The sequence below is a fragment of the Klebsiella sp. GB_Kp056 genome, assembly GCF_040064755.1.
Taxonomy (GTDB): Bacteria; Pseudomonadota; Gammaproteobacteria; order Enterobacterales; family Enterobacteriaceae; genus Klebsiella; species Klebsiella quasipneumoniae.
This window is the reverse complement of the sequence record NZ_JBEAJA010000054.1, coordinates 60903-84929: the sequence shown is the minus strand read 5'-3', so window position 1 is coordinate 84929 and position 24027 is coordinate 60903. Positions and strand designations below refer to the sequence as shown.

The window sequence follows — 24027 nt, the reverse complement described above, 5'->3', positions numbered from 1 at the left end:
GCCAGCAATACGCGCGCGTTGGCGGCGTTTCCTGTCTTATTGCTTACCGGCCGCTTCGCGCTCGGCCACTTCGTTGTCCAGCTCAGCGATTTTGGCGGCCATCAGCTCGCGGCAATGCGTCGCCAGCGCGCGCACGTTGTCTTTACCGAACTGGCTGGTATCCACCGGCGGCAGCATTTCCACAATCACCAGACCGTTGTTCCAGCGATTGAGTTTTATTTTATTCGATGTATTCGAGACACACACCGGAATAATCGGCACGCCGGCGGCAATTGCCGCGTGGAAGGCGCCGGTTTTAAACGGCAGCAGACCGCGACCACGGCTGCGGGTCCCTTCCGGGAACATCCAGAACGAAATTTTACGCTTTTTAAAGGCGTTGACGACCTCGGCAATGGTGCCGTGCGCTTTGGTTCGGTTATTGCGGTCAATCAGCAGATTACCGGTCAGCCAGTACAGCTGGCCAAAGAACGGGATCCACAACAGGCTCTTTTTCCCCACGGTGACCGTCGGGGCCTGCACGATGTTAGATGCCGTCACCATATCATAGTTGTTCTGGTGGTTAGCGATGTAGATCGCGTTGCCATAGCTTTCCGCATCGGCAGGTTTGCGCAGCTCCACCTTCAGACCAAACACCGGGGATAAGCGGCCAAACAGATGGCCGAAAGTGGCAACGTGTTTTGGATTACGCGGGCTGAACAAGCAGTACAGACAGCCAAGTATGCACACTACGATGCAATAAATGACCACAAAAATTACTCGAAAAATGAATAGCATAGCTACCTCTAAAACCCAAACCGCTTAGAATTATTCGCTGCTGGCAGAAGGCAGGCTCACAAGTTCTGCGCAGGCCGGGACCGTTCTTCCTGGGCCCCTGATGATGGACATTGTTAATCGCAACGCCTGAATAAACAACGATTTTGCGGCTTTTTTTCGCCTCCTCCCGTCAAAGACGGGAGGAGAAGCGCTTACTCTTCGCTATCGCCTGCCGCGGCGCGGCGCGGCGAGTCAATTTCAACACGGTCAATCTTCTGCAGACCGCGCATCAGCGAACCGCGGCGGCCGCGCTCGCCGGTGACTTTTTGCAGCTCTTCCGGACGCAATTTGATCTTCCGTTTGCCGACATGAATGGTCAGCGTACTCTGCGGCGGCAGGACAAACAGATGTGCGAGACCGTCCTGGCCGGCGGCGGCTTCCGCCGCAGGAATGTTGATGATTTTGTTGCCCTTGCCTTTCGACAGCTGCGGCAGATCGCTGACCGGGAACATCAGCATTCGCCCGGCGGTGGTGATGGCCAGCAGCATATCGGACTCGTCCTCAATGACCAGCGGCGGCATCACATGCGCGTTGTCAGGCAGGGTGATCAACGCTTTGCCGGCGCGGTTGCGCGCCACCAGATCGTTGAAGGTGCAGACAAAACCGTAGCCGGCGTCGGAGGCCATCAGCAGTTTCTGATCGTCGCCCTCCATCAGCATATGTTCCACGGTCGCGCCCGGCGGTAGCGTCAGCTTGCCGGTCAGCGGCTCACCCTGGCCACGCGCCGAGGGCAGGGTAATCGGATCGATGGCATAGCTGCGCCCGGTGGTATCGATAAACACCACCGGCTGGTTGCTCTTGCCCTTCGCCGAAGCTTTCCAGCTGTCGCCCGCTTTATAGCTCAGCCCCTGGGCGTCGATGTCGTGCCCTTTGGCGCTGCGCACCCAGCCCATCTGCGACAGAACGATGGTGACCGGCTCAGACGGCAGCATATCATGCTCGCTCATCGCTTTCGCTTCTTCACGCTCGTGAAGCGGCGAGCGGCGATCGTCGCCGAAAGCATCGGCATCGGCCTGCAGCTCTTTCTTCAGCAGGTTGTTCATCTTACGTTCAGAGGCCAGAATCGCCTGCAGCTGATCGCGCTCTTTTTCCAGCTCGTTCTGCTCGCCGCGGATCTTCATCTCTTCCAGTTTGGCGAGATGGCGCAGTTTCAGTTCCAGAATCGCTTCCGCCTGGGTTTCGCTGATGGCAAAGCGCGACATCAGGGCTGGCTTCGGCTCATCTTCCGTGCGGATGATCTCGATGACTTCATCAATATTGAGGAATGCCACCAGCAAACCTTCAAGGATGTGCAGGCGCTTAAGGACCTTCTCTAACCGGTGGTTCAGACGGCGACGTACGGTATCGCGACGGAACACCAGCCATTCGCTGAGGATCTCCAGCAGGTTTTTTACCGCCGGGCGGCCGTCGAGACCGATCATATTGAGGTTGATGCGGTAGCTCTTCTCCAGATCGGTGGTGGCGAACAGGTGGTTCATCACCTGCTCCATATCCACCCGGTTGGAGCGCGGGACGATCACCAGGCGGGTCGGATTTTCGTGGTCCGATTCGTCGCGCAGGTCGTCCACCATCGGCAGCTTTTTATTGCGCATCTGCGCGGCAATCTGCTCCAGTACTTTGGCGCCGGAGACCTGGTGCGGCAGCGCGCTGATCACTACCGCGCCGTCCTCTTTGCTCCATACCGCGCGCATGCGCACCGAGCCGCGTCCGTTCTGGTAGATTTTGCGAATTTCCGCCCGCGAAGTGATGATTTCCGCCTCGGTCGGGAAATCCGGTCCCTGCACGATATCCAGCAGTTCGTCGAGGGTCGTTTTCGGCTGCTCAATCAGCGTAATCGCCGCTTTCGCCACTTCACGCAGGTTGTGAGGCGGAATATCGGTCGCCATGCCCACCGCGATGCCGGTGGTGCCGTTGAGCAGGATGTTTGGCAGGCGCGCCGGCAGCATTTTCGGCTCCTGCAGCGTACCGTCAAAGTTTGGCACCCAGTCGACCGTCCCCTGCCCCAGCTCGCTGAGCAGCAGCTCGGCATACTTCGACAGGCGGGATTCGGTGTAACGCATGGCGGCGAAGGATTTCGGATCGTCCGGCGCCCCCCAGTTCCCCTGGCCATCCACCAGCGGATAGCGATAGGAGAAGGGTTGCGCCATCAACACCATCGCTTCATAGCAGGCGCTGTCGCCGTGTGGGTGATATTTACCCAGCACGTCGCCGACGGTGCGGGCGGACTTTTTGAATTTGGCGCTGGCGTTCAACCCCAGTTCGGACATCGCATAGACGATGCGACGCTGGACCGGTTTTAAGCCATCGCCAATAAACGGTAATGCCCTGTCCATGATCACGTACATGGAGTAGTTCAGGTAAGCATTTTCCGTAAATTCATGCAGCGCAAGGCGCTCTGCCATATCGCTCATTAATCGTGGATCCTCAATCTGGGTACCGACCGTTCGGACGGCAAAACTACCCGCGATAATACCCGATCTCACGCCCTGAGTCACAGGCCGTGAGATCGGTTGAGGATTCCGTCACCTTAATCAGGCCAGCGGCAGATAAATATCGGTTTGCAGCTCATGCTCAGCCACCTGGTGGACAAAATTGTGGTAACGGAAGTAGACCGGAAAATCCCGTAACGTCTCGCCTGAAGCGGGTAACCAGTCGCGATAGAGATACCAAACGCTCTGCGCCAGGGTATCCAGCGAACCGTGATGGCGCACGACGGCGCAGCGTCCGCCGGGGATTTCGCCGTTAATCACGCCAAAGGCGTTTTCACCAACCGGCCGTTCGACCGTACCGCAGAGATCAAAACGAAATGCCTCCTGCGGGGTAGTCTGCGGATCGTCCCAGGCGATCCCCCAGGTTTCACTGGTGGCAACGGGCGATAATCCGCTCGTCTTACGCCAGGTGATAAAACGCGCGGCGGTGGCGTTGACAAGGTCCGGGCTGCCACGATGTTGCAGGACGGCTACCCGGGTGGTGGGGAACGAAATGATATTGACGTCCATCGACGTTTGCTCCTGTAGCGTATGTTTCGGTACGCGTCGATGCCACTCGGCCCAGTCCGGTTGCTGACGGAACTGGGTCGGGCTTTGGTCAAACGCGGTACGGAAGGCACGACTGAACGACTCCGCATTCCGAAATCCGGCATCAAGGGCAATGTCGATGATTTTATCGCGGGGGTTGAACGCCAGGCGCCAACAGGCGCGTCGCAGACGCAACCACTGAATATACCGGTACAAGGGAATGCCGGTATACGCGCTAAATTGCCGGTGAAAATGGTAAGGCGAACTGTGCGCTATCGCGCTCAGCGCCTCCAGCGACAGCGGCTCATCAAGATGACGCGCAATGTATCTACAGACGCGCTGGAAGCGCCCGGCATACGCCGGGCTGGCCTTAATATCGTTCATCGTCTCCTCCTCGCGACATACTCTGACAGAGCGAGGATAGCGATTCCTGACCGATCTTGCGCTTATCCGCCGGAGACTTATGGCGTGATTTTACGGATCTGTTTAACGTCGATCTCCACCGAGTTCCAGTCCTTATCGACTTCCCCCTGAATTTCTACCGTGTCCTGCGGGCCGACGGTGACGCCGTTCCAGCGTTTGTGGTCGATATCGACATTTATCACCCCGGTAGCATCCTGGAACTTATACAGATCGTCGGACACGCGCTCGGTAATTTTGCCCCGCAGGGTCACCCAGGTATCGTCCCGCAGCGATTTGACATTGGTGACGGTGGTGACCGCGCCGCTCGGGCCGGTAAATCCGCCGCCCTGGGTGGTCGAACTTGCCGGCGTGGTCGCAGAAGGACCGGTATACCCGCCCTGTCCGGCGGCCAGCACCGGCATGGAAACCAGGGCAACGATCGCGGTCATCGCAGCAATTTTCTTCATGATGTGTTCTCCCTTCGTGTTGATATGGCTCCTATTACGCCCGACAAAACTTAACGACTTCTTAAGGGGAAAAAAGAAATTTTAATGCTGTACAACCCCGGTCGCAACGCGGTTTACTGCGCAGAGCAGCCGGGTTGGCAGGAGGGAAAATGCGCATATTATTGGTGGAAGATGACAAGTTAATCGGCGATGGCGTCAAGGCCGGGCTGAGCAAAATGGGCTTCAGCATCGACTGGTTTACCGCCGGGCTGGAGGGCAAAAACGCCTTATACAGCGCCCCCTACGACGCGGCAATTCTTGATCTCACCCTTCCCGGCATCGATGGCCTCGATATTCTGCGCGAGTGGCGCGACAAAGGCCGCCATGAGCCGGTGCTGATCCTCACCGCCCGCGATGCGCTCAGCCAGCGGGTGGAGGGGCTGCGCCTGGGCGCCGATGATTATCTGTGCAAACCTTTCGCCCTGATTGAGGTAGCGGCCCGCCTCGAAGCATTGATCCGCCGCGCCCACGGCCAGAGCAGCAGCGAGCTGCGCCACGGCAAGGTGAGCCTTGACCCGAACCGCTTAACCGCCAGCCTCGACGGCGAAAGCCTGACGCTGAAGCCGAAGGAGTTCGCCCTGCTGGAACTGCTGCTGCGTAACGCCGGGCGCGTACTGCCGCGTAAGCTTATTGAAGAAAAGCTCTACACCTGGGACGACGAGGTCTCCAGCAACGCCGTGGAAGTTCACGTCCATCATCTGCGCCGCAAACTCGGCAGTGAATTTATCCGCACCGTCCACGGCATCGGCTATACCCTGGGTGACGCATGAAACGACTTGCCCGCCTGAGCCTGCGCCTGCGTCTGACGCTGCTGTTTGCCGTGCTGACCGCCGCCGCCTGGGGGGTGGCCAGCGTGATCGCCTGGCAGCAGACCAGTAAAAAGCTGGATAAGCTGTTTGATACCCAGCAGCTGCTGTTCGCCCGCCGCCTGAGCGTCATGAATTTCGAAGAGCTCCGCGCCCCGCCGACATCGCTCGGGGAAAAGAAAAAGGTGCGCCACGGGCATATCGACGACGATGCGCTGGCGTTCGCCATCTTCACCCGCGACGGCAAAATGGTGCTTAACGACGGCGAAAACGGGGAGGATATTCAATGGCACTCGCAGCGCGAGGGCTTCAGCGATGGCTACCTGCGCGGCGATGATGACGAGTGGCGCTTCCTGTGGTTAACCACCGCCGATGGCCGCCACCGTATCGCCGTCGGCCAGGAGTGGGATTATCGCCGCGAAATGGCGATGGACATTGTTACCTCGCAGCTAACGCCGTGGATGATCGCCCTGCCGCTGATGTTCGTGCTGCTCATCGTGCTGTTAAGCCGCGAACTGGCGCCGTTGAAACATCTGGCGCGCACGCTGCGCCTGCGCGCGCCGGACTCGGCGGAATCGCTCAGCGTGGAGAAGATCCCCACTGAAGTCCGCCCGCTGGTCGAGGCGCTGAATCAGCTGTTCCAGCGCACCCACGACGTCATGCTGCGCGAGCGTCGGTTTACCTCTGATGCCGCCCACGAGCTGCGCAGCCCGCTGGCGGCGCTGAAGGTGCAGACTGAAGTCGCCCAGCTCTCTCTGGACGATCCACAAGGGCGTGAGAAAGCCCTGGCTCAGCTCCATCAGGGGATCGATCGCGCCACCCGTCTGGTGGATCAGCTGCTGACGCTGTCGCGGCTGGACTCGCTCGCCCAGCTGGACGACGTGCAGCCGGTCGCCATCGACGATCTGCTGCAGTCGGCGGTAATGGAGATGTACCACCCGGCGCAGCAGGCCGGGATTGAGCTGCGCCTGCATCTTAATGTCTCTGGCATCTCCCGCACCGGCCAGCCGCTGCTCCTTAGCCTGCTGGTGCGCAATCTGCTGGATAACGCGGTGCGCTACAGCCCGCGCGGCAGCCAGGTCGATATCACCCTCAACGCCCGCGAGTTTCGGGTACGCGATAACGGCCCCGGCATCAGCCCGCAGGCGCTGGCGCGCATCGGCGAGCGTTTCTACCGCCCGCCGGGTCAGGATGCTACGGGCAGCGGCCTGGGCTTGTCGATCGTCCGGCGCATCGCCTCGCTGCACGGCATGCGCGTCGAGTTTGCCAATGCCCGCGACGGCGGCTTCGAAGCCCGCGTTGACTGGTAGCGATATTATTGCTCATTTAGCAAAAGACTTTGCACATTTTGCTCATTTTACTGCCCCGCTTCGCGGGGTAAGATCGTCGGCAAATTTTCAAGATTGAGGACAAATGATGAGCAACATCCTGATTATCAATGGCGCAAAAAAATTCGCGCACTCGAATGGCCAGCTGAACGACACCCTGACCGAGGTCGCGGAGAGTTATCTGCGCGACGCCGGGCACGATGTTAAAAGCGTTCGCGCCGACAGCGAGTACGACGTAAAAGCAGAAGTGCAGAATTTCCTCTGGGCCGATGTGGTGATCTGGCAGATGCCGGGCTGGTGGATGGGCGCCCCGTGGACGGTGAAAAAATATATGGATGACGTCTTTACCGAAGGCCACGGCTCACTGTACGCCAGCGACGGCCGTACCCGCTCCGACGCCAGCAAAAAATATGGCTCCGGCGGCCTGGTGCAAGGGAAAAAATATATGCTCTCCCTGACCTGGAACGCGCCGATGGAAGCCTTCACCGACGAAGAACAGTTCTTCCACGGCGTCGGCGTTGACGGCGTTTACCTGCCGTTCCATAAAGCCAACCAGTTCCTGGGTATGGAGGCGCTGCCAACCTTTATCGCCAACGACGTGATTAAAATGCCTGATGTCCCACGGTATATCGCAGAATATCGCAAGCATCTGGCGGAAATTTTTGGTTAACTAGGGGTCTATGCTCTACATATTTCGAGTTATTCGAACCTGGAGTATGACAAGATCCACACAGAAGGAGTTGAGTTAACCATGTTAACAGTGATTGCAGAAATCCGTACCCGCCCGGGCCAGCACCACCGCCAGGCGGTTCTCGATCAGTTCGCGAAAATTATTCCAACCGTTTTGCAGGAAGCCGGCTGCCACGGCTATGCGCCCATGGTGGATCATGCCGCTGGCGTCAGCTTCCAGACCACCGCTCCTGACTCTATCGTCATGGTGGAACAGTGGGAAAGCGTCGCGCATCTTGAAGCGCACCTGCAGACCCCGCACATGAAAGCCTGGTCGGAAGCGGTCAAAGGCGATGTGCTGGAGACCAACATCCGTATCCTGCAGGCCGGCGTCTAAGCCCGCTGACGCAGAAACGAAATAAGAAAAGGGAGCCTGAGGCTCCCTTTTACGTCTGGCGCAGCGCGCGGTCTTACACTTCCAGGTCCGCCATATCGCCCTTCTCCTGCAGCCAGTTACGACGATCTTCGGAACGCTTCTTGGCCAGCAGCATATCCATCATCGCCGTGGTCTGCTGCTCATCCTCATCGCTGATCACCAGCTGCACCAGGCGGCGGGTATTCGGGTCGAGGGTGGTTTCCCGCAGCTGCATCGGGTTCATCTCGCCGAGACCTTTAAAGCGCTGGACGTTTGGCTTGCCCTTCTTACGCTTCAGCTGCTCCAGCACACCGGTTTTTTCTTCTTCCGTCAGCGCGTAGTAGACCTCTTTGCCGAGGTCGATACGGTACAGCGGCGGCAGCGCCACGTAGACGTGCCCCTCTTTCACCAGGGTACGGAAATGTCTCACAAACAGCGCGCACAGCAGCGTGGCGATGTGCAGGCCATCGGAGTCCGCATCCGCCAGAATACAAATTTTGCCGTAGCGCAGCTGGCTTAAATCATCGCTATCCGGGTCAATCCCAATCGCCACCGAAATGTCGTGTACTTCTTGCGAAGCTAACACTTCATCGGAAGAGACTTCCCAGGTATTCAGGATCTTGCCTTTCAGCGGCATGATCGCCTGATATTCACGATCGCGCGCCTGCTTGGCTGAACCGCCCGCCGAATCCCCTTCGACGAGGAACAGCTCGGTACGGTTCAGATCCTGGGCGGTGCAGTCGGCCAGCTTACCCGGCAGCGCCGGACCGCTGGTCAGCTTTTTGCGCACCACTTTCTTGGCGGCGCGCAGACGGCGCTGGGCGCTGGAAATAGCCATCTCCGCCAGCAGCTCCGCGGCCTGCACGTTCTGGTTCAGCCACAGGCTGAAGGCGTCTTTCACCACGCCGGAGACGAACGCCGCGCACTGGCGCGACGACAGGCGCTCTTTAGTTTGCCCGGCGAACTGCGGATCCTGCATCTTCACCGACAGCACGTAGGCGCAGCGATCCCAGATATCTTCCGCCGACAGTTTCACCCCGCGCGGCAGGATATTACGGTACTCGCAGAACTCACGCATCGCGTCCAGCAGCCCCTGACGCAGGCCGTTGACGTGCGTCCCGCCCTGCATGGTCGGGATCAGGTTGACGTAGCTCTCGGTCAGCAGCTCGCCGCCTTCCGGCAGCCACAGCAGCGCCCAGTCCACCGCTTCCGTCTCGCCGGAGAAGGTGCCGACGAAGGGTTTCTCCGGCAGCAGCGGCAGGCCGTTCACCGCTTCGCTCAGGTAGTCGTTAAGGCCATCGGCATAGCACCAGCTCTGCTCGCTGTTGTTGACCTGGTCGCGGAAAACAATTTCCACGCCCGGGCACAGCACCGCTTTCGCTTTTAACAAGTGGGTCAAACGCGAAACGGAGAAGCGCGGGCTATCGAAGAAGCTTTCGTCCGGCCAGAAATGGACGCTGGTCCCGGTGTTGCGTTTACCGCAGGTGCCGGTGACGTGCAGGTCCTCTACTTTCTCACCATTCTCAAAGGCGATGCTGTAGACCTGACCGTCGCGACGCACGTTGACCTCCACGCGTTTTGACAGGGCGTTGACCACCGAAATCCCCACCCCGTGCAGACCGCCGGAAAACTGGTAATTTTTGTTGGAAAACTTACCGCCCGCGTGCAGCCGGCAGAGGATCAGTTCAACCGCCGGCACCCCCTCTTCCGGGTGAATGTCGACCGGCATCCCGCGCCCGTCGTCAATCACCTCGAGGGACTGGTCGGCGTGCAGGATCACTTCCACGCGTTTGGCATGGCCTGCCAGCGCTTCGTCCACACTGTTATCAATCACTTCCTGACCAAGATGGTTAGGACGGGTGGTGTCGGTATACATGCCCGGACGGCGGCGCACCGGCTCTAGCCCGGTGAGTACCTCAATGGCATCAGCGTTATATGAAGATTGCGTCATGGTGTGTATTCGTAGGTCGTTCAGGGCCGTTTAGCGCAGGCCGAGAAATTCGATAATCTGAGTGAAATGATCGTCAAAGCCGACAAATGCGTGATTACCGCCCTCCTCCACCGTCTGCCGGCAGGAGGCGTAGTAATGAACGGCCTGGCGGTAATCAAGCACTTCATCCCCGGTCTGCTGCAGCAGCCAGAGTAAATCCGGCGCTTCGAGCGGGTCGATTTGCATGACTTTGAGATCGTAAATATGGCGAGACTCTAGCACATATTGCTGCCCGGTGTATGGATTCTCATTGTGGCCGAGAAAATTGTTCAGCAGCTCAAACGGCCGCACCGCCGGGTTAACCACTACCGCTGGCAGCATAAAGCACTGCGACAGCCAGGTGGCGTAGTAGCCGCCCAGCGACGACCCTACGACCCCCAGCGGCTCGCCGCCGTGCTCCAGCACGATGGACTCCAGCAGCTCCGCCGTTTCCGCCGGGTAAGGCGGCAGCTCCGGCACCACCATGGCGATCTCAGGATAGTGCTGCGCCAGCCAGGTCTTTAACGCCGTCGCCTTCGCCGAGCGTGGAGAACTGTTAAAGCCGTGCAGATAAAGGAGCGTCGCCATCAGTAGCCTTCTGAAGCAATATCCGGATGAAACGCCGCGCCTTCCAGGCGGCACACTTCGGTGGTCAGCGTTCCGTCAGGGTGAAGCTCCAGCCAGCGCCAGCCCGGCGACACCGTATCGAGGGTGAAATTGGCGCAGTGCGGTTTGAACTGAACGCAGGTCGACGGCGTCGCCATCATACGTCGGCCATTCCAGTCGAGATCCAGCTCCTGATGAATATGGCCGCACAGCAGATGCTTCACCCGCGGCCAGGCGCTCAGCGCGCTGTCCAGCGCGCCGGCGTTGCGCAGACTGTGTTGATCCAGCCAGCTGCAGCCGGCCGGCAGCGGATGATGATGCAGCAGGAGTAAGGTATAACGCTCCGGCGCCTCCGCCAGCTTATGTTCGAGCCATTCCAGCTGGAAGTCGCTCAGCTCGCCATGGGGAACGCCAAACACCTGGCTGTCCAGCAGCAGGATCTGCCAGTGGTCGCCGAGAAACACGCGCTTGGCGGGGGAAATGCCCGACTCCTGCAGGGTGCTGTACATCGCCGGCTGGAAATCATGGTTGCCCGGTAGCCAGACGCAGGGTGCAGCGAAACTCGCGATGCCCTCAGCAAAATGCTGGTAGGCCGCGGAGGAGTGATCCTGCGCCAAATCGCCTGTTGCGACAATCAAATCGCATGGACGCTGTGAGGCATGAATGGCCGACAGTACGGCCTGATAGCTTTCCCAGGTATTGATGCCTAACAACGTTTCATGTTTTTCAGCAAACAGGTGAGTATCAGTAATTTGTAAGATCCTGACTCTGGCCTCACCAGCCAGAGGTAGGTTTAACAGGCTTTCCAAATGGTGTCCTTAGGTTTAACGACGCTAACAAACCGGAATCGCCATCGCTCCATGTGCTAAACAGTAACGCAGCCAGTCGGCCAGAAACTGGTTAATTTGATGCTTTTCGTCGCGTTGATGCAACTTTTTATTAGGATAATCATATCGCGCTTTGAAGCGAAAGATCTGCTGACTCGAACACACTTCGGCCACCATGGCGTCATGGTAGAGGCGAACGGTCATCGACGGCAGACTCCAGTAGCTCACCGCTGGCAGAGTCTGCTCTATCGCCACCAGAGTAGTGTAGCGGGTTGATTCCGTTATCGTTAACCGATATTGCGCGCTTCCCACCTGATAGCTCACCTTCTCACCCGCTGCATCCGTTCGCGGCAACAGGCGGCGCAACTGGGCGAAATTGGTCTCGCACAGGCGCATCATCTCAGGGAAGTCAGGTGTATAACGCTTCATTTTGTCCACTCGTTTCGTAAATTGTGATAATGCAATTGCAGCCATTGCAAGGCGATGACAGAGGCTGCGTTGTCGATTTTCCCCTCTTCTACCCACTGGTAAGCCTGCTCCCGGCTCACCACATGCACCCGAATATCCTCATTTTCCTCGGCCAGGCCGTGAATGCCTTTTGCCGTCGATGCATCAACTTCGCCCACCAGGATCGATAACCGTTCGCTGGTGCCGCCAGGACTGGCCAGATAGCTTAATATTGGTTTCGTCCGCCCAACTTCAAGGCCGGCCTCCTCCAGCGCTTCCCGACGGGCGACATCTTCTACCGTCTCACCCGCCTCGATCATGCCGGCGACCATTTCCAGCAGCCAAGGGCTCTCGCTGGTATCATAGGCGGCGATACGGATTTGTTCGACCAGCACCACTTCGTCCCGCACCGGGTCAAAGGGTAGCAAGACGGCGGCATGCCCGCGCTCAAAAATTTCACGGGTGACTTCGCCGCTCATGCCGCCGTTAAACAGACGGTGGCGAAAACGGTATAAATCGAGCGAAAAAAAACCACGATACAGCGTTTCGCGTGCAATAATTTCTACATCATTTTTGGAGAAGGTAATTCCCTGGTGAATGGGTTTGCTCATTGTCATGTCCTGCTAATCCGAAATGAGGGATTTCCAGACCGTTTGGCTACCGTTTTACGGTCCGTATGTTAGATTGGTGCAAATTACCGCCGGATGGCACGTAACGCCAACTTTTTACGGCGGCAGAATCGATACAATCAGCGGAATTTTTCTTAGAATTAGACCAGCGCTAAATGCTTCACAACAAGGAATGCAAATGAAGAAATTGCTCCCCATTCTTATCGGCCTGAGCCTGACCGGGTTCAGCGCCATGAGCCAGGCGGAAAACCTGCTTCAGGTTTACCAGCAGGCGCGCATCAGCAACCCCGATCTGCGTAAATCGGCAGCCGATCGTGACGCCGCGTTCGAAAAGATCAACGAAGCGCGCAGTCCATTACTGCCTCAGCTCGGGCTGGGAGCGGATTATACCTATACCAGCGGCTTCCGTGATTATAAAGACCAGAATTCTAACGTCACCAGCGGCTCGCTGCAGTTAACGCAGGTTCTGTTTGATATGTCGAAATGGCGCGCCCTGACGCTGCAGGAAAAAACGGCAGGCATTCAGGATGTCACGTATCAGACCGATCAGCAAACGCTGATTCTGAATACCGCGACGGCCTACTTCAAAGTGCTGGCCGCCATCGACACGCTCTCTTATACCGAAGCGCAGAAACAGGCAATTTACCGCCAGTTGGATCAAACCACCCAGCGCTTTAACGTCGGTCTGGTGGCGATCACCGACGTGCAGAACGCCCGTTCACAATACGACGCCGTGCTGGCGAACGAAGTGACCGCGCGTAACGATCTCGACAACGCCGTGGAAGAGCTGCGCCAGGTTACCGGCAACTACTACCCGGAGCTGGCCTCCCTGAACGTAGACGGCTTCAAAACCAGCAAACCGCAGGCGGTGAACGCCCTGCTGAAGGAAGCGGAGAACCGCAACCTGTCGCTGCTGCAGGCGCGTCTGAGCCAGGATCTGGCCCGCGAGCAGATTCGCCAGGCGCAGGACGGCCATTTGCCGACCCTGGATTTGAACGCCTCGTCGGGCGTTTCCAACAACCGCTACAGCGGCTCAAACAGCATCGCGCAAGATGCTGATATCGGTCAGAACAAAATCGGCCTGAGCTTCTCCATGCCGCTGTATCAGGGCGGGATGGTTAACTCGCAGGTTAAACAGGCGCAGTACAACTTCGTCGGCGCCAGCGAGCAGCTGGAAAGCGCTCACCGCAGCGTGGTCCAGACCGTGCGTTCTTCGTTTAACAACGTGAATGCCTCTATCAGCAGCATTAACGCCTACAAACAGGCGGTGGTCTCTGCGCAAAGCTCCCTGGATGCGATGGAAGCAGGCTACTCGGTGGGTACCCGTACTATCGTTGACGTCCTCGACGCCACCACCACGCTGTACAACGCCAAACAGCAGCTCTCGAATGCGCGCTACAACTACCTGATCAACGAGCTGAACATCAAGTCGGCGTTAGGTACGCTGAACGAGCAGGATCTGGTCGCCCTGAACAACACCCTGGGCAAACCGATCTCCACCTCCGCGGACAGCGTCGCGCCGGAAAATCCGCAGCAGGATGCCACTGCCGACGGTTACGGTAACACGACCGCGGCCGTGAAGCCGGCGTCTGCACGGACGACGACCCAAAGCAGCGGCAGCAATCCGTTCCGTCAGTAATTCTCATACTGTGACGCGCATCGCCTGTCCATCGGACAGGCGATGCGTTAAACGTAAGGCAACGTAAAGATCCCCCGCTTAGCGCCCCTCTTCGCTTCATTTTCCACCACTCATCCTCTATCCTGAGCGTTAACACACGCCATACCACTGGGTCCTGGAAGACAAATATGAAACGGACAAAAAATATTAATCATTCGTCGTTCCGCAAAAGCTGGAGCGCACGCCACCTGACGCCGGTCGCCCTGGCCGTCACCGCGGTCTTTATGCTTGCCGGTTGTGAAAAAAGCGACGAAACGGTCTCGCTGTACCAGAACGCCGATGACTGCTCCGCCGCCAACCCGGGCAAAGCAGCCGAATGCACCACGGCCTACACCAACGCGGTGAAAGAGGCAGAGCGCACCGCGCCGAAATATGCCACCCGCGAAGACTGCGTCGCCGAGTTTGGCGAAGGCCAGTGCCAGCAAACGCCTGCCCAGGCGGGCGTCGCCCCGGAAAACCAGGCGCAGGCGCAAAGCAGCGGCAGCTTCTGGATGCCGCTGATGGCCGGCTACATGATGGGCCGCCTGATGGGCGGCGGCATGGCGCAACAGCAGCCGCTGTTCAGCTCCAAAAACCCGGCCAGCCCGGCCTACGGTCAGTACACTGACGCTAGCGGCAAGAGCTATGGCGCCGCCCAGCCGGGCCGCACCATGAACGTGCCGAAAACCGCGATGGCGCCGAAGCCAGCGACCACCACCACCGTCACCCGCGGGGGCTTCGGCGAGTCGGTGGCGAAGCAGTCGACCATGCAGCGTAGCGCCGCAGGCTCCACCTCCTCTTCTCGCTCAATGGGCGGCTAAGCAACATGGAAAGAGTCAGCATTACCGAGCGCCCGGACTGGCGCGAGAAAGCGACCGAATACGGCTTCAACTTCCACACCATGTACGGCGAGCCCTACTGGAGCGAAGAGGCTTATTACAAGCTGACCCTCGCCCAGGTGGAAAAGCTGGAGGAGGTCACCGCCGAGCTGCATCAGATGTGTCTTCAGGTGGTGGAAAAAGTGATCGCCAGCGATGAGCTGATGGCCAAATTCCGCATCCCTAAACACACCTGGGGCTTTGTGCGCCAGTCGTGGAAAACCAACCAGCCGTCACTCTACTCACGTCTCGACCTGGCCTGGGATGGCGTCGGCGAGCCGAAGCTGCTGGAGAACAATGCCGACACGCCGACCTCGCTGTATGAAGCGGCCTTCTTCCAGTGGATCTGGCTGGAAGACCAGCTCAACGCCGGCAAGCTGCCGGCGGGCAGCGATCAGTTCAACAGCCTGCAGGAAAAGCTAATCGATCGCTTCGGTGAGCTGCGCGAGCAGTTTGGCTTCCAGCTGCTGCATATGGCCTGCTGCCGCGATACCGTTGAAGATCGCGGCACCGTGCAATATCTGCAGGACTGCGCCGCCGAGGCGGGGCTGGCGACGGAATTCCTCTACATCGAAGATATTGGTCTGGGTGAAAAAGGCCAGTTTACCGATCTCCAGGATCAGGTGATTGGCAACCTGTTCAAGCTCTATCCGTGGGAGTTTATGCTGCGGGAGATGTTTTCCACCAAGCTGGAAGACGCCGGCGTCCGCTGGCTGGAGCCGGCGTGGAAGAGCATCATCTCCAACAAAGCGCTGCTGCCGATGCTGTGGGAAATGTTCCCTAATCATCCGAATCTGCTGGCGGCTTACTTCAGCGAAGATGCCCATCCGGAGATGGAGAAGTACGTCATTAAGCCAATCTTCTCCCGCGAAGGCGCCAACGTGTCGATCGTTGAGAATGGCAAAGTTTTGGAAGCCGTGGAAGGCCCGTACGGAGAAGAAGGCACAATCGTGCAGGAATTTTACCCGCTGCCGAAGTTTGGTGACAGCTACACGCTGATTGGCAGCTGGCTCATCAACGATCAGCCCGCCGGAATCGGCATTCGTGAAGACCGGGCGCTGATTACCCAGGATCTGTCGCGCTTCTATCCGCACATTTTCGTCGAATAATGTCGCGCTCCGGCGACGATACCGCCGCCGGAGCACAATCTATCAGGCGCCAACCACCACCGACAGCATACTCAACGAGCCCATCTCGATGCCATCGACCGGGGTCGAAATCGCCTCAACGCCGTCCCACGCCCCCAGGACATATAACAGCGGCAGGAAATGCTCCGCCGTTGGGTTGGAGAGCGAGCCCCCTTCATGTGCCAGGTAGTTAACCAGCGGGTGCTGATCGTCCGGGCCCTGCCACTGCAAATTCGCCTTCACGTAGTTGTTGAAGGACTCCGCCCACGGATACGGCGTGTTCTCGCCATGCCAGCGGGCGGTACGCAGGTTATGCACCACGTTGCCGCTGGCCACCAGCATAATGCCTTCATCACGCAGCGAGGCCAGCTTCCGCCCCATTTCAAGATGCCAGGCCGGCGGTTTGGTGCTGTCGATGCTCAGCTGAACCATCGGGATATCCGCCTGCGGATACATCTTAATCAGCACGCCCCATGAACCATGGTCAAATCCCCAGGCTTCTTTATCGAGGGTGACCGGCACCGGCGAGAGCAACTCCACCAGTCGTTGCGCCAGCGCCGGGGAACCCGGAGCCGGGTAATGGGTGTCATACAGCGCCTGCGGGAAGCCGCCGAAGTCGTGAATGGTCTTCGGGGCCTCCATCGCCGTCACGCCCGTACCGCGCGTGAACCAGTGCGCAGAGACCACCACGATCGCTTTCGGACGCGGCAGGGTTTCGCCCAGGTGAGCCCAGGCGCGGGTATAGCGATTGTCTTCCAGCACGTTCATTGGGCTGCCATGGCCGAGGAACAACGCGGGCATTCGGGTACGGGACATGATGATATCCTTAGGGTGTCAATGTGATGTGCTCACATTACGCGCTTTTGCGCCAGGATAAACTCAGATAACCATGATGATGATCGTCAGAAAATTTGAATGTAATTCGCGGTAAAGGGAGCTGTCCCGTACGCGCATCCTCAGGCAATATACTCGTATGCACTTATTTTCGCAGGGAGAGAAGCGATGTCATCACCCTTAATATTGACGCTGTTAGCCGGTAGCGCAACCTTTATTGGCGCCATATTCGGCGTGATTGGCCAGAAACCCTCTAACCGCCTGCTTGGCTTCTCCCTCGGCTTTGCCGCCGGGATCATGCTGTTGATTTCGTTGATGGAAATGCTGCCTGCCGCGCTGGCCGCCGAGGGCATGTCGCCGCTGCTCGGCTACGGAATGTTTGTTGTCGGCCTGCTGGGCTACTTTGGTCTCGATCGCCTGCTGCCGCACGCCCACCCGCAGGATCTGATGCCGCCCGCCGCGCCGCGGCCGCGCAATTTACGCCGCACCGCCATTTTGCTGACGCTGGGTATCAGCCTGCATAATTTTCCGGAAGGCATCGCCACCTATGTCACGGCCAGCAACAACCTCGAGCTTGGCATGGGAGTGGCGCTTGCCGTCGCCCTGCACAATATTCCTGAAGGTTTGGCGGTTGCCGGGCCGGTATATGCCGCTACCGGATCGCGCAGCAAGGCGGTGCTCTGGGCCGGTCTTTCCGGCATGGCGGAGATTTTAGGCGGCGTGCTGGCGTGGCTGATTCTGGGAAGTCTGGTCTCGCCGCTGGTCATGGGCGCGATCATGGCCGCCGTCGCCGGGATTATGGTGGCGCTGTCGGTCGATGAACTGATGCCGCTGGCAAAAGAGATCGATCCGCAAAGCAACCCGAGCTATGGCGTCCTGTGCGGGATGTCGGTGATGGGGCTGAGCCTGGTGGCGCTCCAGACGATGGGCATCGGTTAAGGCGCAGAAACAATACAGCCCACTAAAAAGTGGGCTGTTTTCACTGGCGTTGTCAGCCGCTGATTAGCTGGCTTTACGCTCATGTTCGCGACGATAGGCCACCAGATCTTCAATCGTGACCACTGCCATATTATGCTGCTGAGCGAACTTGATGCACTCCGGCGCGCGGGCCATAGTGCCATCGTCATTGGTCAGCTCGCACAGCACGCCTGCCGGTTTGAAGCCGGCGAGGGTCACGAGGTCGATAGTGGCTTCGGTGTGGCCGCCGCGGGTGAGTACGCCGCCCGGCTGCGCCCGCAGCGGGAAAACGTGGCCAGGACGGTTGAGATCGGAAGGTTTCGCGCCGTCGGCAATCGCCGCGCGGACGGTGGTCACGCGGTCGGCAGCGGAAACGCCGGTGGTCACGCCTTCGGCCGCTTCGATGGTGACGGTAAAGCCGGTGCCGTAGGCGCTGGTGTTGTTCTCCACCATCATCGGCAGATCCAGCTGTTTACGGCGATCTTCGGTCAGGCACAGGCACACAATGCCGCTGCCGTGACGAATGGTCAGCGCCATCTGCTCTACGGTCATGGTTTCGGCGGCGAAAATCATATCGCCTTCGTTTTCACGGTCTTCATCGTCAAGCACCATCACGCCGCGGCCTTCGCGCAGGGCGTTTAAAGCGTGTTCCACACGTTCAAAAGCGGTACCAAAAGAAGAAAGGAGCGTCTGATTCATGGTAAAAAAACCTCATTAAAATTATGGTTACCAGAATCAGGGCAGTCTTAGGAGCGCCGGTTTAGCGGCAAAAGTCAACGCGAGCGGGCCTGGGCCCGACTGTGCCGTTACTCTCTCCCATCCGGACTTTAACCGTCGGCCCCGGAATTACACCGGATCTGCTGACCTTCCCGTAGTCACGGGAAGCGCTCGCGGGCTTTCAACGCCATGGTTGATTTACCGCCGGTGGGGAATTTCGCCCCGCCCTGAGAATAAGCGAGATAACTATAACGCTATTGACTATCCTCGGCAATGCATAAGCTTCAAACATTTCTGGTTTATAGGCGGCCTGGTTCGCACTACAATGATCAATCATCCGACCCGAGCAGGAAACCACCATGATTGACCCGAAAAAAATTGAACAAATCGCCCGCCAGGTCCATGAGTCGATGCCAAAAGGACTTCGCGATCTGGGTGAGGATGTTGAGAAGAAAATCCGCCAGGCGCTGCAGTCGCAGCTGACCCGTCTGGATCTGGTTAGCCGCGAAGAGTTTGACGTGCAGACTCAGGTTCTGCTGCGGACCCGCGAAAAACTGGCGCTGCTGGAACAGCGCCTGAATGACCTTGAAAACCGCCCGGCGACGACGCCTGGCAGCGAAGAGCAGCAGTAAAAAAAACGGGCCCTCAGGGGCCCGTTTGCGTTGACTTAGTGTGCGGCTTCCGCCGGGCTGTTCACCTGACGACAGTACAGTTCATAGCGCTGGCAAAACCATTCACGATGTTCTTCATCCATATTGCCGACGATGGCCTGAAGATCAACTGGCTGGCCCTGGGCGTGCATTCTGGCGAAACTCCGCGCCAAAAAATCAAAATTCTTCATTGAATACATATCGTTATGGTTCATGCGCATACTCCTTCAGCGGTGGATGTTCTGATCAGTCATATGCCTTTTACTCACTTCAGTATTTACGCTTACCTTAACGCCATTTGTACGAAAAATGCGCTTAATGTGATTATTTATTGCGCCAAATCATTTTCCACATCATTAAATAAAAACGGCCCGCGATATCGCTATCGCAGGCCGTGATGCCGCACCGTTCTGGTGGGTGAATAGCGAAACGGTTATTTTTCGCTATCTTTCTGTATTTTCTTAATAATGTTGGTGGTTGAGCACCCATCTTCAAAGTTGAGCACCAGCACTTCGCCACCGTTCGCCCAGACCTCTTCACTGCCGGCGATCTGTTCCGGTTTGTAGTCGCCGCCTTTGACCAGCAGATCCGGCAGGATCCCGGCAATCAGGCGCTGCGGTGTATCTTCTTCGAAGGAGACCACCCAGTCGACCGCCTCCAGCGCCCCCAGCACGATCATCCGCTGCTCCAGCGGGTTCACCGGGCGGGTTTCGCCTTTCAGACGTTTGGTGGAGGCATCGCTGTTGACCGCCACGATCAGACGGTCGCCCAGTTTGCGCGCATTCGCCAGATAGGAGACATGGCCGGCGTGCAGAATGTCGAAGACGCCGTTGGTCATAACCACTTTCTCGCCGCGCTTGCGCGCTGCCGCAACCGCCTGTTTGAGTTCCTCTTCGCTCATCACGCCGAAGCCAGTCTCAGCCCGTCCGCGAACCGCATTTTCCAGCTCGACAGGAGAAACGGTGGAGGTCCCCAGCTTGCCAACCACCACGCCCGCCGCGGCGTTGGCGAAATAGCAGGCCTCTTCCAGGGTATTGCCGGAGGCCAGGGTCGCCGCCAGCACGCCAATCACCGTGTCGCCGGCGCCGGTGACATCGTACACTTCCTGGGCCTGGGTCGGCATATGCAGCGGCGGACGCCCAGGCTGCAGCAGCGTCATCCCCTGCTCAGAGCGCGTCACCAGCAGCGCTGACAGTTCGAATTCGGCGATGAGCTTCATGCCGCGCTCAACGATCTCCGCTTCATTCTGGCACTTGCCCACCACCGCTTCAAACTCAGAGAGGTTCGGCGTGAGCAGCGTTGCGCCGCGATAGCGTTCGAAATTGGTACCTTTCGGATCGATCAGCACCGGCACGCCTGCTTCACGGGCGAGCTTGATCATCGTCTGGACGCTGGTCAGCGCCCCTTTAGCGTAGTCCGAGAGAACCAGCGCGCCAATCGAGCCCAGCGCCTGCTGAATGCGCTCGTGCATCGGCTGCGGATCAACGCCGGAAAAGCCCTCTTCAAAGTCGAGGCGGATCAGCTGCTGGTTGCGCGACAGCACCCGCAGCTTGGTGATGGTCGGGTGTGTCGGGACGGAGACAAAGTCGCACTTCACATTGACGTTGGCCAGCGCCTGGCTCAGCGCGCGGGCGGCGTCATCAATCCCGGTCAATCCCACCAGGCGCGACGTCGCCCCCAGGGAGGCGATGTTCATCGCTACGTTTGCCGCGCCGCCGGGACGTTCTTCGATATTTTCCACCTTCACCACCGGCACCGGGGCTTCCGGGGAAATACGACTGGTGGGGCCGTACCAGTAGCGGTCCAGCATCACATCACCCACCACCAACACTCCTGCACGTTCAAACTCCGGCAGCGTTACTTTCATGACTCTCTCCTGCGAGACGCAAACTTTGCGCGCGATAATAGCACACCCGATTTTATAGTTAAGCCATCAGCCACTTCTGCCAGCTGGCGCTGACCTGCTCACGCTCCCGGCTGAATGCCTCCGGCGCCACGTGTCCCGGCAGCTCCTGCAGGGCCAGGTGATGGAGCGCATCACGCAAGGTGGTGTACGCGTGCGTTAAGGCTCGCGCTTCCTCCTCGTCCATGATGTCGTTCTGCGCCAGCAGCTCGAGAATACGCACGTTATCAGACCAGCGGGTCAACTTCGGCTTGTCGCTGGCATAGCGTAGGACCAGATACTGGGTAATAAATTCAATATCCGTGATCCCACCGGCATCGGCTTTGATATCAAAACGATCGGCATGTTTATTGCCGAGGTGGGCGCGCATCTTCTCACGCATCTCGCGAACTTCAGTCTGCAGGGTCGCGCCATCCCGCTCGGTGGTCAGGATATCGCGACGAATGGCGTCAAATCGCGCCTGCAGCGCCGGGTCGCCATAGACCACGCGAGCGCGCACCAGCGCCTGATGCTCCCATGTCCAGGCTTCGTTCTGCTGATAGTCGGCAAACGCGTCGGCTGTGGTGACCAGCATCCCCGCCGCGCCGGAAGGGCGCAGCCGGGCGTCAACTTCGTAGAGAATACCGGACGAGGTGCGGGTGCTGAACAGATGCATGATCCGCTGAGCCAGCCGCAGGTAGAACTGACGGCCGTCGATCTCCCGCTCGCCGTCGGTCATCACCTCCGCCGGGCAGTCATGGAGGAACACCAGGTCGAGATCGGAACTGTAGCCCAGCTCCCAGCCGCCGAGCTTGCCGTAGCCGACGACGGCGAAGCCGCGCCCCTGACGATCGTGCAGGTGGGTCGGCTGGCCGTAGCGGGCCACCATCTGTCCCCATGCCTGCTGCACCACCGCGTCGAGGATCGCTTCGGCAAGCCAGGTTAAGTGATCGCTGACCTTCATCACCGGCAGCGTGCCGGCGATATCCGCCGCGGCGATATGCAGCTGCTGCGCCTGCTTGAACTGGCGCAATGCCTCCAGCTGCTGCTCTTCATCCTCTTCCGGCACGCGCAGCAGATACTGGCGCAGCTCGTCGCGATAGGCATCGGTCGCCGTCGGCTGATAGAGGGTGTTGGGATCCAGCAGTTCATCAAGCAGCAGCGGGTGGCGCGCCAGCTGGCTGGCGACCATCGGCGACGCCGCGCAGAGCGTAATCAGGTGCTTCAGCGCGCCGGGGAATTCGCTCAGTAGCTCAAGATAGGTGGTGCGAGTGACGATCCCGGTCAACAGCGGCGTGATCCGCGCCAGAGGCAGAGGCGCATCGGCGCGCGAGCAGATTTCGCTCAGCAGATGCGGCATCAGTTGATCCAGCACCTGGCGGCCTCGCGGGCCGATGGTGCGCCGATCCAGCTCTTTACGGAAATCAGCAATCAGCGCCAGCACGCTGCGGCGGTCGGCGTCGTTTAAATGCGCCAGCGCCGGGCTGGCGTCATCTTCTTCCAGCGCATCCTGCCACAGTTCGCGCCAGTACTCCGCCAGCTGCTCATCCGGCGACTGGGCCTCATCATCGCCGATCAGCTCATTAAACACCCGCCGCACGCTGGCCATATGGCTCGCCAGCTGCGCGCTCAGCGTCTCCCAGTCGTCGGTATGCATCCCCCACGCCAGCCTGGCGCGGTTCAGTTCATCCTGCGGCAGAGTCTGAGTCTGCTCATCGTTGATGCTCTGCAGCAGATTTTCCAGCCGGCGCAGGAACAGATAGGCCGCGCGCAGCAGCGTCGCGTCGCCTTCCGGCAGCAGATGCAGCTCATCAATCGCCGCCAGCGTCGGCAGCAGCGCCCGCTGCTGCAGCGCAGGTTCGCGACCGCCGCGGATCAGCTGAAAGACCTGCACGATAAACTCAATTTCACGGATCCCGCCGGCGCCGAGCTTGATGTTGTCTTTCAGCCCGCGACGCCGCACTTCGCGAGCGATCATGCCTTTCATGTTACGCAGCGACTGGATCACGCTGAAGTCGATATAGCGGCGGAAGACGAAGGGGCGGAGCATCGCGCGCAGCTCGCTGGCGTAGGCGTCGTCGTTATCGCCCATGATCCGCGCTTTCACCATCGCGTAGCGTTCCCAGTCCCGGCCCTGCTCCTGGTAATAATCCTCCAGCGCCGCAAAGCTGAGCACCAGCGGCCCGCTGTCGCCAAACGGCCGCAGGCGCATGTCCACCCGATAAACAAAGCCGTCCTGCGTCGGCTGGTCGAGCGCCTTGATAAGCCGCTGCCCCAGGCGGGTAAAGAACTGGGCGTTATCCAGCTCGCGGCGGCCGCCGCGGGTGGCGCCATGCTCAGGCCAGGCAAAAATCAGATCGATATCGGAAGAGAAGTTCAGCTCGCCGCCGCCCAGCTTTCCCATCCCGAGGATCAGCAGCGGCTGCGGCTGGCCCTCGGCATTGCAGGGCGTTCCCCACTCTTTACAGCAGGCGGCGTACAGCCAGTCGCGGGCGGCGACAATCAGGGTCTCCGCCAGGACGCTCAACTGCTGCAGCGTCTCTTCTTCGCTTACCAGCGACAGCGCCTGCGCCCAGGCGATGCGGACCATCATATGACGGCGGAAAAGACGCAGCTCTCGCATCAACCCCGCTTCGTCAGCCACCGCCTGCAGGCGTTCCTGCAGCCAGGTCTCATAATGCCGCCACTCTTCCGCCTCCGGTGAAGACTGGGCAAGCTCGTTCAGCCAGCCTGGCTGGGCGATCACACTCTGTTCGACAAAATCACTGAACGCCATCACCGACCTGGCCTGCGGGCTCAGTTCGGCGACGGGGAAATCCGCTGGCAGGCGGTCAGCGACCGTCTGCCAGTGCTGCTGTAACTGCGAAGAAAGCGGCATCATAGGGGCTCCC

General features: G+C 59.1%; 23 protein-coding genes, 1 pseudogene and 1 riboswitch. Of the genes and pseudogenes, 10 read left to right on the top strand and 14 right to left on the bottom strand.

The window, feature by feature from the left end:
* Positions 1 to 36: 36 nt before the first annotated feature.
* The 4 genes from plsC to ABLV52_RS15735 form a co-directional block, all read right to left on the bottom strand.
* The gene (gene plsC / locus ABLV52_RS15750; protein WP_004205223.1) at positions 37 to 774 is read right to left on the bottom strand and encodes a 1-acylglycerol-3-phosphate O-acyltransferase; all 738 of its coding nucleotides are present in this window, start codon (positions 772 to 774) and stop codon (positions 37 to 39) included.
* 191 nt (positions 775 to 965) lie between these two features.
* Complete coding sequence (gene parC / locus ABLV52_RS15745) at positions 966 to 3224, bottom strand: DNA topoisomerase IV subunit A (RefSeq protein ID WP_064157992.1); 2259 nt, start codon at positions 3222 to 3224, stop codon at positions 966 to 968.
* A gap of 120 nt (positions 3225 to 3344) precedes the next feature.
* Entirely contained in the window at positions 3345 to 4214 is an 870-nt protein-coding gene (locus ABLV52_RS15740) for an AraC family transcriptional regulator (RefSeq protein WP_348890587.1), read from the bottom strand.
* Between the two features lie 77 nt (positions 4215 to 4291).
* Complete coding sequence (locus ABLV52_RS15735; protein ID WP_023291025.1) at positions 4292 to 4699, bottom strand: YgiW/YdeI family stress tolerance OB fold protein; 408 nt, start codon at positions 4697 to 4699, stop codon at positions 4292 to 4294.
* A gap of 149 nt (positions 4700 to 4848) precedes the next feature.
* On the opposite strand from ABLV52_RS15735, the gene qseB reads away from it, so the two are divergent.
* The 4 genes from qseB (at position 4849) to ABLV52_RS15715 (ending at position 7938) form a co-directional block, all read left to right on the top strand.
* A complete protein-coding gene (qseB, locus tag ABLV52_RS15730) occupies positions 4849 to 5508 on the top strand; it encodes a quorum sensing response regulator transcription factor QseB (protein ID WP_032454072.1) in 660 nt (219 codons plus the stop codon).
* Positions 5505 to 6854 carry a quorum sensing histidine kinase QseC gene (gene qseC / locus ABLV52_RS15725; RefSeq protein ID WP_023291027.1) on the top strand — a complete coding sequence of 450 codons (1350 nt, stop codon included), beginning with the start codon at positions 5505 to 5507 and terminating at the stop codon, positions 6852 to 6854. The genes qseB and qseC overlap by 4 nt, the downstream gene beginning before the upstream one ends.
* 106 nt (positions 6855 to 6960) lie before the next feature.
* On the top strand, positions 6961 to 7542 hold the full coding sequence (locus ABLV52_RS15720; protein ID WP_023291028.1) for an NAD(P)H-dependent oxidoreductase: 582 nt from the start codon (positions 6961 to 6963) through the stop codon (positions 7540 to 7542).
* An 81-nt stretch (positions 7543 to 7623) separates the two neighbouring features.
* Positions 7624 to 7938, top strand: coding sequence for a putative quinol monooxygenase (locus ABLV52_RS15715; protein ID WP_023291029.1), 315 nt, complete (start codon positions 7624 to 7626; stop codon positions 7936 to 7938).
* Between the two features lie 73 nt (positions 7939 to 8011).
* Here the strand turns inward: ABLV52_RS15715 and parE are convergent, their stop codons facing one another.
* From parE to nudF, 5 genes are read right to left on the bottom strand one after another with little or no spacing between them, the layout of a single operon-like run.
* Complete coding sequence (parE, locus tag ABLV52_RS15710; protein WP_004205235.1) at positions 8012 to 9907, bottom strand: DNA topoisomerase IV subunit B; 1896 nt, start codon at positions 9905 to 9907, stop codon at positions 8012 to 8014.
* A gap of 30 nt (positions 9908 to 9937) precedes the next feature.
* Positions 9938 to 10513 carry an esterase YqiA gene (gene yqiA / locus ABLV52_RS15705; RefSeq protein WP_004205236.1) on the bottom strand — a complete coding sequence of 192 codons (576 nt, stop codon included), beginning with the start codon at positions 10511 to 10513 and terminating at the stop codon, positions 9938 to 9940.
* Entirely contained in the window at positions 10513 to 11340 is an 828-nt protein-coding gene (gene cpdA / locus ABLV52_RS15700; protein WP_004205237.1) for a 3',5'-cyclic-AMP phosphodiesterase, read from the bottom strand. Before cpdA ends, yqiA begins: the two co-directional genes overlap by 1 nt.
* Positions 11341 to 11364: 24 nt before the next feature.
* The gene (locus ABLV52_RS15695) at positions 11365 to 11787 is read right to left on the bottom strand and encodes a DUF1249 family protein (protein ID WP_004205239.1); all 423 of its coding nucleotides are present in this window, start codon (positions 11785 to 11787) and stop codon (positions 11365 to 11367) included.
* Positions 11784 to 12416 (bottom strand): ADP-ribose diphosphatase, encoded by a 633-nt coding sequence (nudF, locus tag ABLV52_RS15690; protein WP_004205241.1) that lies wholly within the window; start codon positions 12414 to 12416, stop codon positions 11784 to 11786. The genes ABLV52_RS15695 and nudF overlap by 4 nt, the downstream gene beginning before the upstream one ends.
* A 196-nt stretch (positions 12417 to 12612) precedes the next feature.
* Between nudF and tolC the strand changes: the two genes are divergently transcribed.
* From tolC to ABLV52_RS15675, 3 genes are all read left to right on the top strand, one after another.
* Positions 12613 to 14073, top strand: coding sequence for an outer membrane channel protein TolC (gene tolC, locus ABLV52_RS15685; RefSeq protein WP_032454074.1), 1461 nt, complete (start codon positions 12613 to 12615; stop codon positions 14071 to 14073).
* Between the two features lie 167 nt (positions 14074 to 14240).
* Positions 14241 to 14912 carry a DUF1190 family protein gene (locus ABLV52_RS15680; RefSeq protein WP_002916849.1) on the top strand — a complete coding sequence of 224 codons (672 nt, stop codon included), beginning with the start codon at positions 14241 to 14243 and terminating at the stop codon, positions 14910 to 14912.
* Between the two features lie 5 nt (positions 14913 to 14917).
* A complete protein-coding gene (locus ABLV52_RS15675) occupies positions 14918 to 16078 on the top strand; it encodes a glutathionylspermidine synthase family protein (protein WP_023291031.1) in 1161 nt (386 codons plus the stop codon).
* Between the two features lie 42 nt (positions 16079 to 16120).
* Here ABLV52_RS15675 and ygiD read toward each other — a convergent pair whose 3' ends face one another.
* On the bottom strand, positions 16121 to 16912 hold the full coding sequence (gene ygiD / locus ABLV52_RS15670; RefSeq protein WP_004205244.1) for a 4,5-DOPA dioxygenase extradiol: 792 nt from the start codon (positions 16910 to 16912) through the stop codon (positions 16121 to 16123).
* A 186-nt stretch (positions 16913 to 17098) separates the two neighbouring features.
* Between ygiD and zupT the strand changes: the two genes are divergently transcribed.
* Positions 17099 to 17869 carry a zinc transporter ZupT gene (gene zupT, locus ABLV52_RS15665; RefSeq protein ID WP_135732970.1) on the top strand — a complete coding sequence of 257 codons (771 nt, stop codon included), beginning with the start codon at positions 17099 to 17101 and terminating at the stop codon, positions 17867 to 17869.
* A gap of 63 nt (positions 17870 to 17932) precedes the next feature.
* Here the strand turns inward: zupT and ribB are convergent, their stop codons facing one another.
* Complete coding sequence (gene ribB, locus ABLV52_RS15660) at positions 17933 to 18586, bottom strand: 3,4-dihydroxy-2-butanone-4-phosphate synthase (protein ID WP_023159075.1); 654 nt, start codon at positions 18584 to 18586, stop codon at positions 17933 to 17935.
* A gap of 105 nt (positions 18587 to 18691) precedes the next feature.
* Positions 18692 to 18843, bottom strand: a riboswitch (FMN riboswitch).
* A gap of 120 nt (positions 18844 to 18963) precedes the next feature.
* Here ribB and ABLV52_RS15655 point away from each other — a divergent pair.
* Positions 18964 to 19236, top strand: a complete 273-nt coding sequence (locus ABLV52_RS15655; RefSeq protein ID WP_004174355.1) for an accessory factor UbiK family protein — start codon at positions 18964 to 18966, stop codon at positions 19234 to 19236.
* 35 nt (positions 19237 to 19271) lie between these two features.
* Here the strand turns inward: ABLV52_RS15655 and glgS are convergent, their stop codons facing one another.
* Positions 19272 to 19469: a cell surface composition regulator GlgS gene (gene glgS / locus ABLV52_RS15650; protein ID WP_004205248.1), complete on the bottom strand. Its 198-nt coding sequence runs from the start codon at positions 19467 to 19469 to the stop codon at positions 19272 to 19274.
* Here glgS and ABLV52_RS15645 point away from each other — a divergent pair.
* Positions 19461 to 19607 (top strand): annotated as a pseudogene (locus tag ABLV52_RS15645) (hypothetical protein); the annotation flags it as partial. The gene glgS and the pseudogene ABLV52_RS15645 overlap by 9 nt on opposite strands.
* A gap of 80 nt (positions 19608 to 19687) precedes the next feature.
* Here ABLV52_RS15645 and hldE read toward each other — a convergent pair.
* On the bottom strand, positions 19688 to 21121 hold the full coding sequence (gene hldE / locus ABLV52_RS15640) for a bifunctional D-glycero-beta-D-manno-heptose-7-phosphate kinase/D-glycero-beta-D-manno-heptose 1-phosphate adenylyltransferase HldE (RefSeq protein ID WP_348890585.1): 1434 nt from the start codon (positions 21119 to 21121) through the stop codon (positions 19688 to 19690).
* Between the two features lie 58 nt (positions 21122 to 21179).
* On the bottom strand, positions 21180 to 24017 hold the full coding sequence (gene glnE, locus ABLV52_RS15635; protein ID WP_172969373.1) for a bifunctional [glutamate--ammonia ligase]-adenylyl-L-tyrosine phosphorylase/[glutamate--ammonia-ligase] adenylyltransferase: 2838 nt from the start codon (positions 24015 to 24017) through the stop codon (positions 21180 to 21182).
* Between the last annotated feature and the right edge of the window lie 10 nt (positions 24018 to 24027).